Origin of the sequence: Myxococcus sp. AM011 (assembly GCF_013372595.1) — a bacterium.
Taxonomy (GTDB): domain Bacteria; phylum Myxococcota; class Myxococcia; order Myxococcales; family Myxococcaceae; genus Myxococcus; species Myxococcus eversor.
Genome location: NZ_JABXEM010000114.1, coordinates 16,636 through 32,410 on the forward strand (window position 1 = coordinate 16,636; position 15,775 = coordinate 32,410).

The window sequence follows — 15,775 nt, forward strand, 5'->3', positions numbered from 1 at the left end:
ACACACCCACGTACAGCAGGACTCCGGGGCCTCATGCCCTGGCCAGTTCGTTCGGCCCTGTCACACGCTCGAACGACACACCCAAGTTCCCGACCTGCTCCAGTGCGCTCCTGATTTCCTCCGACACGATGAACGCGGTCTTGAACTTCTTCAGCCGAAAGACATGCGCGCCCCCGGTCTTCGAGGGATCGATTCTCAACCCGTAGATCCACCGGTACTCCCCTGCATATTCAGGGAAGGGGTCGCTCTCGTCATGGTGGTGCACCTCCCGGCACCGTGCCTCGTCGATGGCATCAACCACTTTGGTTGCATTGACGACGAAGTACGGCTCGGCGATTCCCTCTATCGACACAGGAAAGAGCTGTACATCGTCGGGCGAGAGTGACCTGAAGACGTTCGCGACCTCTTCGCTGACGATGGGGGCTTTTTCGATGACAGAAAAAACAAACGCACGCCCTCTACCGGGATGTGAAATCTGGGCCTTGATGCTCCCAGGGTCTGGAAGCGCGCGGCCATCCGCGAACATCCAGGGCTCGTCAAATGACTCACCAGAAGCTCGCGTCGGCGTCTCGAGAAGCCACTGGGGCACATCACCCATTTCAACCCAATAGAATTGAGACTCCACTTCACCTCTCCACTTTGACAATGAAGCTTCGCAATTCGGAGCCTTGCGTCAGAAGCTCGTCGGCAAGGCGTGCAAGCTCCTCCATCAACCTCGCCCGACAGGTCTCGGTTGTCTTGCAGCGACCGACGGCATCCTGCAGCCGACCCACGACCTTCTTGTGATACAGCTCTGGGTGAGGCCCTTCGTGGCCATTGAGCCGCACCTTGTTTGACACATCCTCAAGCGTCATCCCTGCCTTCTTGAAAATCTTCTCGCATATCGGCGTCCAAGGCCCCCCTGTCACATCCGAAATCGGGTTCTTGTTCGTGCAGATGTGATGAGTGGGCCCCACCTCGTCACCGGGATACCGCCCATCCGAGTACATCGCCAGGGCGGCAGCGGCTCCAGGCGCCAGGGCGACGTTCAGCACACCGGCCGCGGGAAGCGCGATGGAGGTCACGCCGCCACTCATCGCCGCACCAAGCTGGAATCCCGCTTCGGCCTCAGCCCGAACGACCGCCTGTGTGAAGCCGGGGAGCCTGGGGCCCTGCGCCGCCATCGCGCTCCTCCCACCCAGGGCCGCGGTGACCAACAGCACCAGGACACGCGTGCCGTTCGTCCCCAGCACCCTCCCGAACCGATGCCCGATGTCCTGTAGCTCGATGACGCTCATCGCCGTCCCCGAATCATCCCACAACTGGACGAAGCCGCGCCCTATCTCCCAGACCGGCATGACACCGAGATAGGCCACCATCGCCGCCGTCAGCGCCACCGCGATGCCCTTGGTGATGGGCTCGGGCAGGGTGATGGTCAGAAGCACCGCCAGCGCCGCCGAGGTCACCATCGCCTTGAGCGCCGCCGGGTTCAGCGTCTTGCCGACCTCCGCCTCGACACTCTCCCACACCGTGTCGAGCGCGAACGAGAGCGCCATCAACGTCCGGTCCTTGCGCGAGAACGCCAGTCCCGCTCCGCCCACCAAGGTCAAGCAGTCGTCCGCATCGGGGCAGATGCGTGGGTACAACGACGTTGGCGACTCGCCAGAGCTCGAATCCACGAGCCCCCTCGAAGAGGCAAGCAGCGGCCTGGACCGAACCCAGCCTCGCGCGTCCGCCTCTTCCGCTTCCCGGAACGAGACATCCATCCGCATGTCGAGGATGAGCCGAGCGAGGGCCGACCTGAACTCCTCTTCGCTCACCTCGACCGGGTCGACGTCGACCGATGCGTGGACGACTCGCTGGCCATTCCCTCGCTCCAGATGGACCACCCGAGTGGTCGCACATCCGGTCGACCAAAGGCTCACAAGAACCCACGCAAGGAACCTCATGCAATCCCCACCCATGCGTCCCGGGAATCAGGAGGCGCGGCATTCCTACTCCAAAGTCCGCCTGCCTCGACATGGATTCCGAGGCTCCAATCCACCGCACACGCCCCCTGCCTGGTGGATGCCTGGCGCCCATGGTGAAAGGGCCACCCCCCACGTGTGGAGGTGGCCCTTTCCTGTTCAGCCTTCAGCGGTGGCGGCTACTTCGCCGTCAGGCGCCACGTGTTGCTCTCGGTACCGCCGCCCTTGCCGTCCTCGGCGATGACCTTCCAGAAGTAGTCCCTGCCAGACTCCAACCTCACCGTCCTGGAGAGCTCCCGCGTCGGCTTGTCACACTCCTGGAAGGTGAAGGCGGAGTTCACGCTCCAGACGCAGTGCCTGTAGAGGACGGTGTCCTGGTCCTTGTCGACGGTGCCCGCCCACTTGAAGGTGACCGTCGAGGAAGCAATGGCCATGTCCTCCGGACCCACCAGCCCTGGGACTCCTGGAGCGTTGTTGGCTTCGACCTTCTCGGACGCCACGAACGTGTTGGCGAAGATCGGGTCACCCGTCCCCGCCACGTCCTGCGCGCACTGCATCCGTCGAACCTCATTCTGGACGCCTCGGCAGATCACCAGTGCATCCTTCATCGGAATGGACGGCAGCGCCTGCATGACCGGAATCCCGGGGGGCGCCTTGTTGACCTTGCAGGACTCCGCCTTGTACTCCGGCCAGCTCTTGATCGTGTACGACGCGGTGGAGAACCCGGGCGCATAGTCGAACAGCGAGGTGCTGTCCTTCACCCGCCAGGCATCCTCGAACTTCTCGTACAGGTCGATGTATCGCTGCGCCGGGTCCGTCGGGCGAGGCCCGAGCCGCGTCCCATCGGAGAGCTCCGGCAGCCAGTTCCCGGGCGCGATGGGGCCAAGCAAGCCCTGCGTGGCGCGAGCCTGCTGCACGCTGACGTTCATGTACCAGAGCTGGTAGTACGACCACCAGTCGACGGTGATGATGATGCGAACCCCACCGGGCGACTCGATCTGGATTCCCCCCTGCGAGGGCGTCCGGACGATACGGCCTCCGGCGGGGAGCAGGATTTCCGTACCGAGCTGCACGAGCTTCCCATCGATGCGCAGCTCCAACTCCTTTCGCTGCTCGGAGCTCATCTGGTACGTGATGCGGTGCGAGCCGACGCGCACCGCCACCGCCGTCATGATGCTCACGCACGAGGTGAGTCCGGTGTGCTCGTCCGGTCCCACGGGCCCTTCGGTCTGCACGGGGGTGTGCCGTGCCTGGATCTCCGACCCCGGATCGCGCAGCAGCACGAACTCGCCGGCGCTCTGGAAGTCGTAGCGCACGCCATCAATCGTCGTCAGATGCGGGTCTCCCCACGTGGAGGGATTGCCACCCTGAATCCAGCGCCGGATCGTGTCGACATCCGCCGCGCTCAGCGGAGGCCCACCACAGGGCATCATCCCGGACGGGCAGCCTTCCGACGTGCGGGTGATCCGATCATACAGAGGCCCCGACAGGCTCGTCGCCATGGGCTGCGCGAGGGAATACGACTGCGCGAGCGGGTCCACGCCGGGACCGACCTGATTCTCGGCGAGGTTCAGGAACGTCCCGTAGTTCTTGTACGGCGGGTAGTCGAGCCCGCCGTGGCACTCGACGCAGCTCTTGTTGAAGATGCGCTGCACGTCCGTGTACGTCGGCACGGCGTTCGTCGGGGGCAGCGAGGACAGCGAGGTGTTCACGGCCGGAATCAGGTTGGCGCAGGTGAACGACGCGAGGCCGGGGAACGGGTCCGCGGTCAGGTTGGCCTCGAGTGCCGACTGGAGCGTGCTCGTATACGAAGAGAAGACATCGGCGAAGGCATAGGTGCGCGACCGGCCGCGCACGCCCATGGACCACTTGTCCACCGAGACACCGAGCGGCTCGAGGAAGTAGCGGTACAGGGCGACACGCGTCGTGTTCCCGTAGATCTCCCGGTCGACGAAGATGCCGCCCATCGTCGTCCCATCGGGAACGCCCAGGTCAATCGGACGGCGGAACACCTCCTGACGCAGCCGGGTGAGCGAGGTGCTCGTCCCCGCGCTGGTCGCGGCGCCATGCTGCTGGACGAGGCCATTCACCGTCGGCAAGGTCGTGAGGGTGTACAGGTCTCCGGTCCGGTCGAGGTTGAACTTCTGGATGTCGACCTTCCTGCGAGGCACGCTCTTGGTGCGCGACTGGGTGTCGCTGAACACGGCGTTGATGCCCAGGCCGTTGTGTCGCGCCGTGAAGAACGCCTGACTGAACGTCAGGGGTCCTGAAGAGCTGATGACCTGGTTGCCCACCGTGTCGATGCTGAAGCAGCCCTTGGTAATGGCCAGCGCCACCGGCCGTGGATCGATGAACACGTTGCCCGTGGCCCAGCGGTGACTCGCGAGTTCGTCCGCGACCCGTTGCTGGTTGAGGTTGCCGTCGAGCCCTCCCGCGAGGTCGAAGAGCTGGACGCCTCGCCCCTCGCCATCGGTGAATTGAGAGAGGTGGAAGAGCGTGACGAAGGACCCTCCACGCGTGACGGAGGTGGGCGCGCCCGCGGTCGCATTGTTGAACGTGTACGCCGTGCTGACGGAAGCAACGGAGCCCACCGGGGCCGGCTCGACCGTCACCGGAAAAGTCGTGTCAAACGACAACCGAGGCGTCCCGTCGTTCGCGCCGCCCCGGAAGCGGGTGATGCGGTCGGCCGTCGGCACCCCCGGAGGCTGCAGGCTCAACTGCTCCACCAGCGATCGGATCGCGGGGTTGGTCCGCCACGTCCAGGGATTGTAGAGCCTGCGGAACGCGGCCGTGTCCAACGAGCCCTGATACAGACGATCCCGATTGAAAGGGAGCATCCCGCCCCAACTGTCATACGGGTCCCAGTTGGGCTTGTTCTTCGTCTTGATGACACCCACGGGCAAGCCGTCCGTGCCCGGGATGTCCGACGTGTTGACCACGTTCCGGGTCGAGTGACAGCTCGAGCACTTCCCGTCGTCCTTCTCGATGTGACGCGTGCGCGGCGGGATGGTGCCCATCGCCGGGATGGGCGCCAGGATGATTTCATGGAAGCGGAAGTTCTTCGTGGCCGCGTCCCACTGCATGTACTCGATGACGTCCGGGTGCGAGCCCGGATATGCGGAATGTTGGACCGGCCCGATGGAGAAGACAGACTTCGCGTTGATACTCGAGAGCAGGATGCGCGGATGCTCCGCGGTGCCCGTCTGCAGGCTCTCCGAACGCGTCATCAGGATGGCGCTCTGCCGGTACTGGACGGGCAGCGCGCTGACGAAGCGCGCCACGGTGTTGGTGTTCGCGTTGGCGGGGTCGCCCAGGTACGTGTCGATCTCCTCGGGGGTGATCGCGGTCGGGTCGGCGGCCACGAGCGGATTGATGGTGCCGGGCGAGAGGTTGAAGACCGCCTTCACCGACCGGGCCACGCCCGTCGAAAAGGTGCAGGTCAGCGACATCCCCGTGCAGTCTGGCGTGGACAGCAGGTCCGCATCCGCGTCGGTGTTCCAGCCGCCGAAGGTTGAACCCGCCGCGGGCGCGGCCGTGAGCGTCACGGTGGTCGACCCGAAGGATTCGTCACAGTCACCACCGCTGGTGTTGCAGGTGATTCCTGTCCCGGTGATGGAACCCGAGCCGAGCCCCAGGGTCATGACCTTGAGGTCGGCAGCCTCTGCTGTGACAGCGAACAGCGAGGACGCGAGCAGCACCCCCAGGAGCGCTGGACGGTTCGGTGGCGATGAAGATGCGATGAGTCTTCTGCGTCTCATGCGAACTCCGAGGGTGAAACGTTGTGGGATTGAGACAAGGCTGCAAGGGCGCGGCCGGGCCGAACCTCGCGGAAACAGAGCGCGACGCGCGGCGGCATGTGTCCCTTGAGGTTACAAACCCTCACGGAATGTTGCTTTCGCAGACACTCCGCCAAAGGCTCACAAGCACCCGCGCAATGAACTCCATGAAATCGTCATCAATGCCTCCCAGAAACAGAGGGAGTTGCATCGTGGCTTCGGAGTGGATGCCTGGCCCCCCCTGCCAGGGTGTCGGTGGTCCAGGCCATGGGGCCTGCCTCATCCCAACGGCGTGCACGGCTTTCCGTCGTTCAGGCCGAGCCCCCTGGGACCGTGCTCGAAGAGGACCTGGGGCGCCTGGAGGCCCCAATTCGACTCCTCGCGAGCCGGGGTCCACGCCATGGACGGGCTCCCGTAGGTCGGCGGCCAGACGCCCGGTGCCGGTGTAGGACCCGCCGACCGTCCCGCTGGACCCGCCAGGTGGGCCAACAGCCCCGAAAACAAAAAGGGCCGGCTGCCTCGCGGCAACCGACCCTTTTCACTGTTTGGAGCCGACACCCAGGCTTGAACTGGGGACCTACTGATTACGAATCAGTTGCTCTACCACTGAGCTATGTCGGCGCAAGGCGGCGCGCTGAGTACCATCGCGCTCCGGGTGGGGCAAGGAGAAATGATGTGCCCCCTCTTTTTGGTTTCGGACACCCTGCTTCGAACACCAACGAACGGCCCCGTCACCGTGACAGCCATGACACGGTGCATCCGCCCCTGGTGACACAGCGCGTTGCCATAAGTCCCCGTCATCGCTCCGCTTTTCGGGATGGCCAGGGGGCGCCTCGGCGGTTGACCCCCTGTTTCGCATATGCGCATAAGGGCGCCGCTATCCCCGCGTCCCCGGCCCCCTGTGGCTGGGACCACAAGGAGCCACTTTCACCATGGCCAGCGAAGAGAACTTCATGCGCGCCCCGGCGCCCACGCCGAAGCGCACCGTCTACACGGAGGCGATGGAGATCTTCCATCGGGCGGCGGACCTCATCAAGCTGGACAAGCGCGTCCGCCTGGAGCTGGAAGAGCCCGACTACGAGCACATCTTCTACGTCACGGCGAAGCTGAAGGATCGCCTCGTCCCCCTCATCCCGGAGCGGGCCAAGACGTTCGCCGACCTGCCCGAGACGCAGGTGCGCAACAAGGAAGGCCTGGAGCTGCTCGCCAACGGCAGCATCATCCTCAACGGCCGCGCCCTCCTGGGCTCCGACGTCGCCATCCGCCAGGGCCACCTGCGCCTGCCGGACGGCAAGGTCTACCAGCTCGTCCCCGGTGAGTCCCAGCGCTTCAAGGCCTACCGCGTCCAGCACAACCAGGCCCGTGGCCCCTACAAGGGCGGCCTGCGCTACCACCGCGAGGTGTCCCTGGACCTCTTCAAGGCCCTGGCCGCGGAGATGACCTGGAAGACGGCCATCGCGGAAGTCCCGTTCGGCGGCGGCAAGGGCGGCATCCAGATCGACCCGCGCGAGTACGGCCGCGAGGAGCTGGAGGCCATCACCCTGCGCTTCATGTACCGGCTCAAGAGCCTCATCGGGCCGAACATCGACATCCCCGCCCCCGACGTGGGCACCAACCCGGAGATCATGGCCCTGCTGTACCGCCAGTTCTCCGACGGTGAGCGCGAGCGCCACAACCTGCGCGGCATCGTCACCGGCAAGGACGTGCGCATCGGCGGCTCCGAGGGCCGCGGCAAGGCCACCGGTCAGGGCGTCGCGTTCTGCATCGAGGACTACTACGCGGACCGCGGCGAGAGCGTGAAGGGAAAGACGTTCGTCCTCCAGGGCTTCGGCAACGTGGGCAGCCACGCCGCCATCATCCTGGGCGGCATGGGCGCGCGCCTCCTGGCCGTCAACGACTCCGACGGCACCATCTACAACGGTGACGGCATCGACGTGCAGGCCCTGGCCGCCTACGTCCAGGACCCGAAGAACCTCAAGCGCAGCGTGCTGGGCTTCCCCGGCGCCCAGAAGATCGAGAAGAAGGACCTCTGGGACGTGCAGGCCGACATCCTCCTGCCCGCCGCGCTGGGTGGCGAAATCACCGCCGACATCGCCGAGCGCCTCAAGGTCAAGCTCATCGCCGAGGGCGCCAACGGCCCCACCACCCCGGAAGCCGACCGCGTCCTCCAGAAGCGCGGCATCGAGATGATTCCGGACATCATCGCCAACGCCGGCGGCGTGACGGTGAGCTACTACGAGTGGATCCAGAACAAGCGCATGGAGCGCTGGAGCGAGGCCGAGGTCGACCAGCGCCTGGAGCGCGCGATGAAGCGCAACTACCGCATCATCCGCGACATCTCCCGCAACACGCCGCGCAAGACGGACATGCACGACAGCCGCGGCTACTGCGCCGGCGAGCCCGTGGACACCCGCTGCGCCGCGATGATCCTCGCGCTCAAGCGCATCGAGGCCCACTACCTCCTCGAGGGTTTCTCCCAGTAGGCCTCAGCGCACCTGCGCCCCTGAAACACCAAGGGCACGGCTCCTCACTTTCCGAGGACCGTGCCCTTGTCATGCGTGGTGGGTGCCTCGGAAGACGGCCGTCGCGGCCCCCAGTCACGGGAGCGTCGGGCCACCCGGGCCCTTCCGGGCCCCCACTCGAAACCTCAGTGCATCACCCGCTCGCGGTCCACCAGGAGCAGGGGCGCGTCGTCGTGCGTCTCGTACGCAACGATTCGCAGGCCCACCCCGCGGCTGCTGCCCTCGCGCCCGTCCTTGCGGCCAAACGCCAGCGCCACCTGGTAGCGGACCTCGCACAGGCAGGTCATCTCCGTGCCGTCCTCGCCGGCGAACGTCACCTTCAGCTTTTCTCCGAGCCCGACCTGATCCCGGACTTCCACGAACATCCCGCGAGCGCTGATGTTGCGACCGACGCCCCTCATCATCCCGTCCTGGGTGGTGAGGTAGACGGTGAAGACCTTGTCGAAGCGCAGGTGGGTACGACGCTCTTGGGGACGCTCGAACACTGGGGGTGCCTCCCGGCAACAGGTGGTGACAGGCACACCCTACATGGTAGCCATATGTAGGCAATTTATTTACCTACATCCACCCCCACCCACCTACGAGAAGGCATCCCCAGGATTTTCCGGGACATGGCACCATCCAGCCTCCCCCAAGCCCTGGAGTTCCTCGCCTTGAGCCGCCTTCTGGTCGCCGTCGCCGCCCTCCTCCTGCCCACCCTGGCCCTGGCCGACGTGGACGCGCGCTTCGCCAAGCTGCGCGACGACTCGGAGCCCCTGGGCGGCCTGGGGGCCTTCCTGGAGAAGTACATCGGCGCGTGTGAAGGGGCGCTGGTGGACGCGAAGTGCAAGTCCGACGCGGAGGCGTTCCGCAAGAAGTACCAGGGCAAGCAGCTCTACATGATTGTCGTGGAGGACGACGCCGGCATGCTGTCGCCGGGCCCGTACTCCCCGGTCACGGGCGAGTACACCATCAACATCACCCCGTTCTTCCCGGGGGGCCGCTACGCCATGACTCACGGCGCCCCGAAGAAGTCGGATGGCAATGGCAACCCCGTGCTGCCCTACCTCACCGTCACCGGGATGCTGCCGGACGGGTGGAACGGCCAGATCTTCTCCCGCATGTTCTCCATGCGCGGGGTGCGCGCCCAGGTCGTCTTCACGCCGCAGGGCGTGTGGTCGCTGCCGAAGAAGGGCGGCGGGAAGAACTTCGGCGTGACGGCCCGCATCGACGGGCTCATCGTCACCGAGGGCCGCACCGGCACGCAGCTCGGCCTGTGGCTCAACGGCAAGGACGCCAACGCGAGCCGCTAGGCCCGCGCGTCAAGACTCCCTCTAGCGGGCGATGGCCACGTACTGGAGGGAGTCGCCCCGCTTCACCCGCAGCAGGATGCTGGCCCCGGAGCTGCCCTTGGACAGCGCCGCGCGCACGCCGGCCGCGTCCTTCACCCGCTTGCGGTTGACCTCCGTCACCACGTCACCCACGCGAAGGCCCGCCTCGTCCGCGGGGCTGCGCGGCGTCACCGCCGACACGAGCGCCCCCGCCCACGCCTCCTGCCCCAGCGGCGCGGCCACGTCCGGCGTCAAATCGCGCAGCGCCAGCCCCAGGTCCTCGTCGCTGGAGGTGCGTTGGACCAGGCCCTCCGTCGCCTCCTGCGCGGGGCGCTCCACCAGCCGCACGGACACCTCCTCCTGCCGGGCCCCGGAGCGAAGCAGCGTCAGCTTCGCCTCCGTGCCCGGTGCCAGCAGCGCCACCTTGCGAAGCAACTGGAGGTAGGAGCCGATGGTCCGCCCGTTCACCGCCACCAGCCTGTCCCCCGCGCGGATGCCCGCGATGTGCGCCGGGCTGCCCCGGTAGACGTCCTTCACCATGGGCGCGCGACGCTCGCCGTTCTCCCGGTCATCGTTGACGACCACGCCCAGCCAGCCGCGCTCCAGCTTCCCGTTCTCCCGCAGGTTGGGGAGCAGGTCCTTCACCAGGTTGATGGGCACCGCGAAGCCGATGCCCTGCCCCTGGCTGATGATGGCCGTGTTCACCCCGACGACTTCGCCCTTCATGTTGAAGAGCGGGCCGCCGGAGTTGCCCGGGTTGATGAGCGCGTCCGTCTGGATGAAGTCGTCGAACTGGCCCACGCCCAGCACGCGCTCCTTGGCGGAAATCATGCCGTGCGCCACCGAGTGGTCCAACCCGAAGGGGTTGCCGATGGCCACCACCCAGTCCCCCACCTCCAGGCGGTCCGAGTCCCCCAGGTACAGGGCTGGCAGGTCCCCCATGTCGGAGCCGCTCAGGCGCAGGAGCGCCACGTCCGTGGACGCGTCCCGGCCGACGACTTCCGCGGAGAACTCGCGGCCATCCGACAGGCGGACGGCGATCTTGCTCGCCCCGGACACCACGTGGCTGTTGGTGACGACGAGCCCGTCCGCCGTCAGCACGAAGCCCGAGCCGGTGGAGCGCTTCATCCCCGTCAGCCCGCTCTCCCGGGGGCTCACCGTGGTGATGTTGACGACGCCCGCCTCCACCGCGCGAATCAGCGGCGCCAGCGACGTGGGCGGCACGAAGTTGGGGAGACCCGGCTCACCGGCCGGGCGCTCGCGCCACAGCCCCATGGCACCCGCGCGGCCCTCGCCATTGCCCTGATAGGTGAACCAGGAGGCGTGCTCACGCAGGCGAGCCTGGAGCCAAGGGCCCACCGGTCCCTCCTCCGCGGCGAACGCCGTCAGGGGAGACACCGCCAGGACGAGGAGAACGGACAGCAATCGAGCGGACACGGAGCGGCAGCTTATACGGCGTCGCATGGCGAACGGCGGGAACAACCCAGGTCCCCACCGTCTTCCACGTTTTTCGAGCCGCCAGCCGTCACGCCTGGGCGGGGGCCACGTACTTGGCCACCTTCACCCGGGCCGGGCGGATGACCCTGTCCTTCAGCCGGTAGGCCGCCCGGAACTCCGCCACCACCTTCTGGTCCTCGTCCGGGGAGGTGGTGATTTCCATGTCCGTGGCTTCCGCCACGTTGGGGTCATACGGCTGGCCCACCACGGTGACGCGTTCGATTCCCATGCCCTGGGCCTTCGCCAGGAGCGAGTCGCGGATCATCCGCACGCCCTGGGCGAGCGACGAGGCGTCCTGGCCGCTCATGGAGAGCGCGCGGTCCAGGTCGTCGATGGCCTCCAGGAGGGACACGGCCACGTTGCCGCGCTCCACGTCCATCATCCGCTCGCGCTCGCGGGTGAGCCGCTGCTTGAACTCCTCGCGGTCCTTGTTCACCGCCTGGTAGGCGCGCGCCAGTTCGTCCACCCGTCGGCGGGAGGCCTCCAGGTCCGCGCGCAGGCGCTCCTTCTCCGCGTCGGCGGCCTCGGACACCACGTCATCGGCGGGGGCCCGAGCCTCGGCTTCCTCGGAGCGGGCACCGGCGGCCTCTCCGGCGTCCTGGCCCGGCGGACCTCCGCCGTTGGCGTGCTGGGCTTCCTGGGTTGCGTCGGTGTGGGAGTTGCCGGACATGTCGAACCTGAAGTCGAGGTGTGAAGGCGCTCGTGCGCGGGTAGGCTTTGCTGGTCGCAACCTAACCGCGCGCGAGTGCGTGTCAACGCGAGGGGAGCAGGCTAATGCTCCTGCGGCGCCGGGGTCTCGGCCATGAACCCATGGTCGATCTGCCCCGTCACCTCGTCGATGATCTCCACCTGAGCGGCCCGCAGCGAGTAGTAGAGGAGCCAGCGCTCCGCCGCCGTCAAAGTCCCCGCCGGCAGTGCCTCCTCGATTTCCTGAACCGTGAGCCGCCCCTCCTTGAGCCCCTTCGCGAAGAGAGCCTTCCGGGCCACGTAGCTCTTGCCGATCCTGTTCTCCACGGCGTCGCCTCCTTTAGGTCTCAAGATAATTTCGCCCCCCGGACACCGCAGGAATGTGCGGTGGCGGGGGGCGAGGGTCAGGCCGGAGAGCAGGCGTTCAGCCGTCCGTCATGAGTCCAGGGGCTTGTGCGCGTGCTGGGTCGGCGGCGGCTGCTCATCGGTGTTGGTGTCCACCGGGTGCGCGGAGATGACCTGGCGGGCCTCGGGGTGCAGGAGCCCTCGCTGGGCCAGCACCTTGGGACCGAGGATGCCCGTCATCGTGTCCTCCTCCACCACCTCCACGGCGAGCAGCCGCGCGGCGAGGGCCTCCACCTTGTCCCGGTGATGGGTGAGCACCTCGCGGGCCCGGTCGAGCGCCTCGCTCACCAGCTTGCGGACCTCCTCGTCGATCATCCGCGCCGTCTGCTCGGAGTACGTGCGCGATTCGGGGATGCCCGCGGAGCGCAGGAAGTTGGGGCCATGGTCGGCGCTCAGGGCCACGGGGCCCAGCGTGCTCATGCCGTAGTCACGCACCATCAGCCGCGCCACTTCCGTGGCCTGACGGATGTCATTGGAGGCACCGGTGGAGATCTCTCCGATGAAGATCTCCTCCGAGGCGCGCCCGCCCATCATCCCCGCCATCTTGTCGCGCAGCTCGTCGAGCGACATGAGGTAGCGGTCCTCCAGGGGCATCGACATCGTGTAGCCGAGCGCCGCGAGGCCGCGAGGAATGATGGAGACCTTCGTCACCCGCTCGGCGTGAGGCAGCATCCAGCCCACCACCGCGTGGCCCGCCTCGTGGTGCGCGACAATCTCCTTCTCGCGCTCGTTCATCCGGCGGTTCTTCTTCTCCAGGCCGGCGACGACGCGCTCAATCGCCTCCTCGAAGTCCGCCCGCATCACCGCGTCGCGGTTGCGTCGGGCCGCGAGCAGCGCCGCCTCGTTCACCACGTTGGCCAGGTCCGCGCCCGCGAAGCCCGGCGTGCGCGAGGCGATGGTCCTCAGGTCCACGTCCGGACCCAGCTTCACGCCGCGGGCGTGAATCTCCAGCACCATCTCCCGGCCGCGCTTGTCCGGACGGTCCACCAGCACCTGACGGTCGAACCGGCCCGGCCGCATCAGCGCGCTGTCCAGAATCTCCGGACGGTTGGTCGCCGCCAGGATGATGAGGCCCGCGCGGCTGTCGAACCCGTCCATCTCCGCCAACAGCTGGTTGAGCGTCTGCTCGCGCTCGTCATGTCCGCCCGCGACGCCCGAGTTGCGGCTCTTGCCGATGGCGTCCAGCTCGTCGATGAAGATGATGCAGGGCGCCTTGGCCGTGGCCTGGGCGAACAGGTCGCGCACGCGGGCCGCGCCCACGCCGACGAACATCTCCACGAACTCCGAGCCGGAGAGGCTGAAGAAGGGCACGCCCGCTTCACCCGCCACCGCTCGCGCCAGCAGCGTCTTGCCCGTGCCCGGAGGCCCCACCAGCAACACGCCCTTGGGGATGCGCCCGCCCAGGCGGCGGAACTTCTCCGGTGTCTTGAGGAACTCGACGATCTCCTTGAGCTCCTCCACCGCCTCGTCCACGCCGGCCACGTCCTTGAAGCCCACGCCGGTGTCGGCCTCGGCTTGCACCTTGGCGCGCGTCTTCCCGAAGCTCATGACGCTCTGCGGGCCCTGGCCCATGCCTCCGGCCACCCGCCGCATCATGAAGCTCCAGAAGAGGAAGAACAGACCCAGGGGCAACAGCCAGATCCACAAGGCCTCCCCGAGTCCCGACTGCGGCACCGCCTCGAACTGGACGCCCTTCTGCTCCAGCAGAGGGACGAGCGACTCGTCGCCCTGGACCCGGTACGCCATCCACGGCAGCGCGCTGGGCTCGCCTCGCAACGGACGCTCCCCCTGCGCGGGCGGCGGCGGCTGCGCGGTGTCCTTGAGGAAACCCTTCACCCACTCGTTTGAAATCTGGACCCGGCTGAAGTTGCCGGACTCCACCGCGTCACGGAACTGGCTGTAGCTCACCCGGCGGACGCCCGCGTCCTGGAAGACGTTCCGGAAGAGTAGGAAGCCCAGGACGAGCAGCAGGATGTAGCCCAGCGGCGAGCCGAACTTGAATCCCTTGCCCGGCGTCCCTGGCTTCTCGGACTTCTTTCCCCGCGGGCCCATACCCGGCGGGAGCTCCTGTGGCTTCATCGTCGGCACGCTCGCCCTCCCCCTCCCCGCTCATTCGGGCCCCTTGCCCGGATGGCGTCACGCTCAGCCGGGCAAAGATGTTCACCTCCGCCCGACCGTCAACCCGCTGGCGCGGGTTCACGCCACGTCTCGACTGAGGAGTCGCGAGATCAGCGACAACCCACCCGCCACAAGGGTTGACCGGTGAACTCCGTGCCCAGCAGATACCCCTGGCCGTCCGCGAAGTACGCCACCGCCTCCGCCTGCGCCTGGCTTCCGGCCGGCACGGCGACGAGCGAGCCCTTCAACAACGACTCCAGGTCCGCCGCCCCCGACTGTCGCAACTCCCACACTCGCGAGTAGGTGCGCACCAGCAGGCGCTGGCCGGAGGGATGGAGCGACGCGGCCGTGGAGAGCCTGTCCAATCCTTGCGGCGCCTCCAGCGTGCCCAGCTTCGTCGCCTGGATGACGGTGCCGGGCTTGAGGCCGTCCAGCGCGTACAAGTCACCCAGCGAGCGGCGCGTCTTGGTGAGCACGCCCAGCCGCCCGGAGCGCGCGTCCATCACCAGCGCCTCCGCGTCATGCGAGCCGTCCGGGTAGGTGAACGGCATCGGCTCCACCGGTACGGAGGCATCCGCGAGCGTCTCCGGCTCCGGGAACCGGAACAGCCGCACCTGCTCCCGCAGCTCGAAGTTGTCGCCGATGTCGGCCAGGAAGACACACGTGCGGGCCTCCCCCGGCGCACACGGCCCCACCGCCACGTCCTCGACGTCCCGGGGCTCGGCGCCGGTGAGCTTCAGCCGGGCCCGCACCGCGCCCGTCTCGTCGATGGCGAACGCCTCGAAATCGTTGCCGGAGTCGTTGTGCGTCCAGAACACGCCCGGATGGCGGACGCTGGCGGCCAGTCCGGACAGCTCCGGCAGTTGCTCCGGCACCACGCCCGTCTGCCGGGGGACGCCGTAGGTGACACAGCCGGGGAGACCGATTGCGGGCACCTGCGAGCCGGCGTCAGGGACGTCCGACTCGGACGGAACCGGCTTGGGGCTCGAGCAGGCGAACAGCCCCATGCCCAGCAGCAGGGCCCAGGTCCGGCGGGGCGCCATGTCAGGCGTCCAGGTCCAACAGCTTCGCCAGCGTCTTCGCGTCGGCGTCGGGGAAGCGGTACTGCGACATCTCCTCCAGCGTCACCCAGCGGTGGTCATGCACACGCAGGTGGCGGATGTGGTGTTCCGACTCCGCCAGCTGGCAGCGGAACACCCGGAAGTCGATGTCGTAGGTGGGATACTCGTGGCGGGTGTGCATGACCTGGTCGAGCACCTCGACGGCCACGCCCATCTCCTCGGCGATCTCCCGGGCGAGGGCCACGGAGTCGCTCTCGCCCTCCTCCACTCGGCCGCCGGGGAACTCCCACAGCAGGGGCAGTGACGCGGTGGGGGGGCGCTGGGTGATGAGGTAGCGTCCCTGCTCGTTCTCGAGCATCGCACCGACGACGCGGACGTGGCGACGGGCCATTCGCTTCTCCTGTCTCCTGGGCAGGCCAACGGGGAGGGGCGGCCTAACACAGCCCCCCGCCC

At 67.3% G+C, this 15,775-nt stretch carries 11 protein-coding genes, 1 tRNA gene and 1 pseudogene; 2 read left to right on the forward strand and 11 right to left on the reverse strand.

Annotated features, from left to right (window positions below; translation table 11 throughout):
- Positions 1-31: 31 nt before the first annotated feature.
- From HUW62_RS23340 to HUW62_RS23355, 4 genes are all read right to left on the reverse strand, one after another.
- Positions 32-625: a DUF1629 domain-containing protein gene (locus HUW62_RS23340; RefSeq protein ID WP_176435668.1), complete on the reverse strand. Its 594-nt coding sequence runs from the start codon at positions 623-625 to the stop codon at positions 32-34.
- Between the two features lies 1 nt (position 626).
- The gene (locus HUW62_RS23345; RefSeq protein ID WP_176435669.1) at positions 627-1,928 is read right to left on the reverse strand and encodes an AHH domain-containing protein; all 1,302 of its coding nucleotides are present in this window, start codon (positions 1,926-1,928) and stop codon (positions 627-629) included.
- A 197-nt stretch (positions 1,929-2,125) separates the two neighbouring features.
- Entirely contained in the window at positions 2,126-5,704 is a 3,579-nt protein-coding gene (locus HUW62_RS23350; RefSeq protein ID WP_163864454.1) for a VWD domain-containing protein, read from the reverse strand.
- Between the two features lie 564 nt (positions 5,705-6,268).
- Positions 6,269-6,343, reverse strand: a tRNA-Thr gene (locus tag HUW62_RS23355).
- 311 nt (positions 6,344-6,654) lie between these two features.
- Between HUW62_RS23355 and HUW62_RS23360 the strand changes: the two genes are divergently transcribed.
- The gene (locus HUW62_RS23360) at positions 6,655-8,205 is read left to right on the forward strand and encodes a Glu/Leu/Phe/Val dehydrogenase (protein WP_163864453.1); all 1,551 of its coding nucleotides are present in this window, start codon (positions 6,655-6,657) and stop codon (positions 8,203-8,205) included.
- Positions 8,206-8,369: 164 nt separating this feature from the next.
- On the opposite strand, the pseudogene HUW62_RS23365 reads toward HUW62_RS23360, so the two are convergent.
- Positions 8,370-8,785: pseudogene (locus HUW62_RS23365) on the reverse strand (PilZ domain-containing protein).
- 112 nt (positions 8,786-8,897) lie between these two features.
- Between HUW62_RS23365 and HUW62_RS23370 the strand changes: the two are divergent.
- Positions 8,898-9,536: a DUF6066 family protein gene (locus tag HUW62_RS23370; protein ID WP_163864452.1), complete on the forward strand. Its 639-nt coding sequence runs from the start codon at positions 8,898-8,900 to the stop codon at positions 9,534-9,536.
- 21 nt (positions 9,537-9,557) lie between these two features.
- Here the strand turns inward: HUW62_RS23370 and HUW62_RS23375 are convergent, their stop codons facing one another.
- The 6 genes from HUW62_RS23375 to HUW62_RS23400 all read right to left on the reverse strand — a co-directional run bounded on the left by HUW62_RS23375 (position 9,558) and on the right by HUW62_RS23400 (position 15,713).
- On the reverse strand, positions 9,558-11,018 hold the full coding sequence (locus HUW62_RS23375; RefSeq protein ID WP_176435670.1) for a trypsin-like peptidase domain-containing protein: 1,461 nt from the start codon (positions 11,016-11,018) through the stop codon (positions 9,558-9,560).
- A gap of 61 nt (positions 11,019-11,079) precedes the next feature.
- A complete protein-coding gene (locus HUW62_RS23380) occupies positions 11,080-11,721 on the reverse strand; it encodes a nucleotide exchange factor GrpE (RefSeq protein ID WP_176435671.1) in 642 nt (213 codons plus the stop codon).
- Between the two features lie 101 nt (positions 11,722-11,822).
- Positions 11,823-12,065 carry an RNA polymerase sigma factor region1.1 domain-containing protein gene (locus HUW62_RS23385; RefSeq protein ID WP_141643202.1) on the reverse strand — a complete coding sequence of 81 codons (243 nt, stop codon included), beginning with the start codon at positions 12,063-12,065 and terminating at the stop codon, positions 11,823-11,825.
- Between the two features lie 108 nt (positions 12,066-12,173).
- Positions 12,174-14,195 carry an ATP-dependent zinc metalloprotease FtsH gene (ftsH, locus tag HUW62_RS23390; RefSeq protein ID WP_163864449.1) on the reverse strand — a complete coding sequence of 674 codons (2,022 nt, stop codon included), beginning with the start codon at positions 14,193-14,195 and terminating at the stop codon, positions 12,174-12,176.
- Between the two features lie 176 nt (positions 14,196-14,371).
- A complete protein-coding gene (locus HUW62_RS23395) occupies positions 14,372-15,304 on the reverse strand; it encodes a hypothetical protein (protein ID WP_176435672.1) in 933 nt (310 codons plus the stop codon).
- A gap of 1 nt (position 15,305) precedes the next feature.
- Positions 15,306-15,713 (reverse strand): (deoxy)nucleoside triphosphate pyrophosphohydrolase, encoded by a 408-nt coding sequence (locus HUW62_RS23400; RefSeq protein WP_163864447.1) that lies wholly within the window; start codon positions 15,711-15,713, stop codon positions 15,306-15,308.
- Positions 15,714-15,775 lie beyond the last annotated feature (62 nt).

What these genes read in the sequence shown, in the direction of transcription:
- HUW62_RS23345 (WP_176435669.1), bottom strand. Translation starts at nt 1,928, where the DNA reads ATGAGGTTCCTTGCGTGGGTTCTTGTGAGCCTTTGGTCGACCGGATGT.
- HUW62_RS23350 (WP_163864454.1), bottom strand. Translation starts at nt 5,704, where the DNA reads ATGAGACGCAGAAGACTCATCGCATCTTCATCGCCACCGAACCGTCCA.
- HUW62_RS23360 (WP_163864453.1), top strand. Translation starts at nt 6,655, where the DNA reads ATGGCCAGCGAAGAGAACTTCATGCGCGCCCCGGCGCCCACGCCGAAG.
- HUW62_RS23375 (WP_176435670.1), bottom strand. Translation starts at nt 11,018, where the DNA reads ATGCGACGCCGTATAAGCTGCCGCTCCGTGTCCGCTCGATTGCTGTCC.
- HUW62_RS23380 (WP_176435671.1), bottom strand. Translation starts at nt 11,721, where the DNA reads ATGTCCGGCAACTCCCACACCGACGCAACCCAGGAAGCCCAGCACGCC.
- ftsH (WP_163864449.1), bottom strand. Translation starts at nt 14,195, where the DNA reads ATGGGCCCGCGGGGAAAGAAGTCCGAGAAGCCAGGGACGCCGGGCAAG.
- HUW62_RS23395 (WP_176435672.1), bottom strand. Translation starts at nt 15,304, where the DNA reads ATGGCGCCCCGCCGGACCTGGGCCCTGCTGCTGGGCATGGGGCTGTTC.
- HUW62_RS23400 (WP_163864447.1), bottom strand. Translation starts at nt 15,713, where the DNA reads ATGGCCCGTCGCCACGTCCGCGTCGTCGGTGCGATGCTCGAGAACGAG.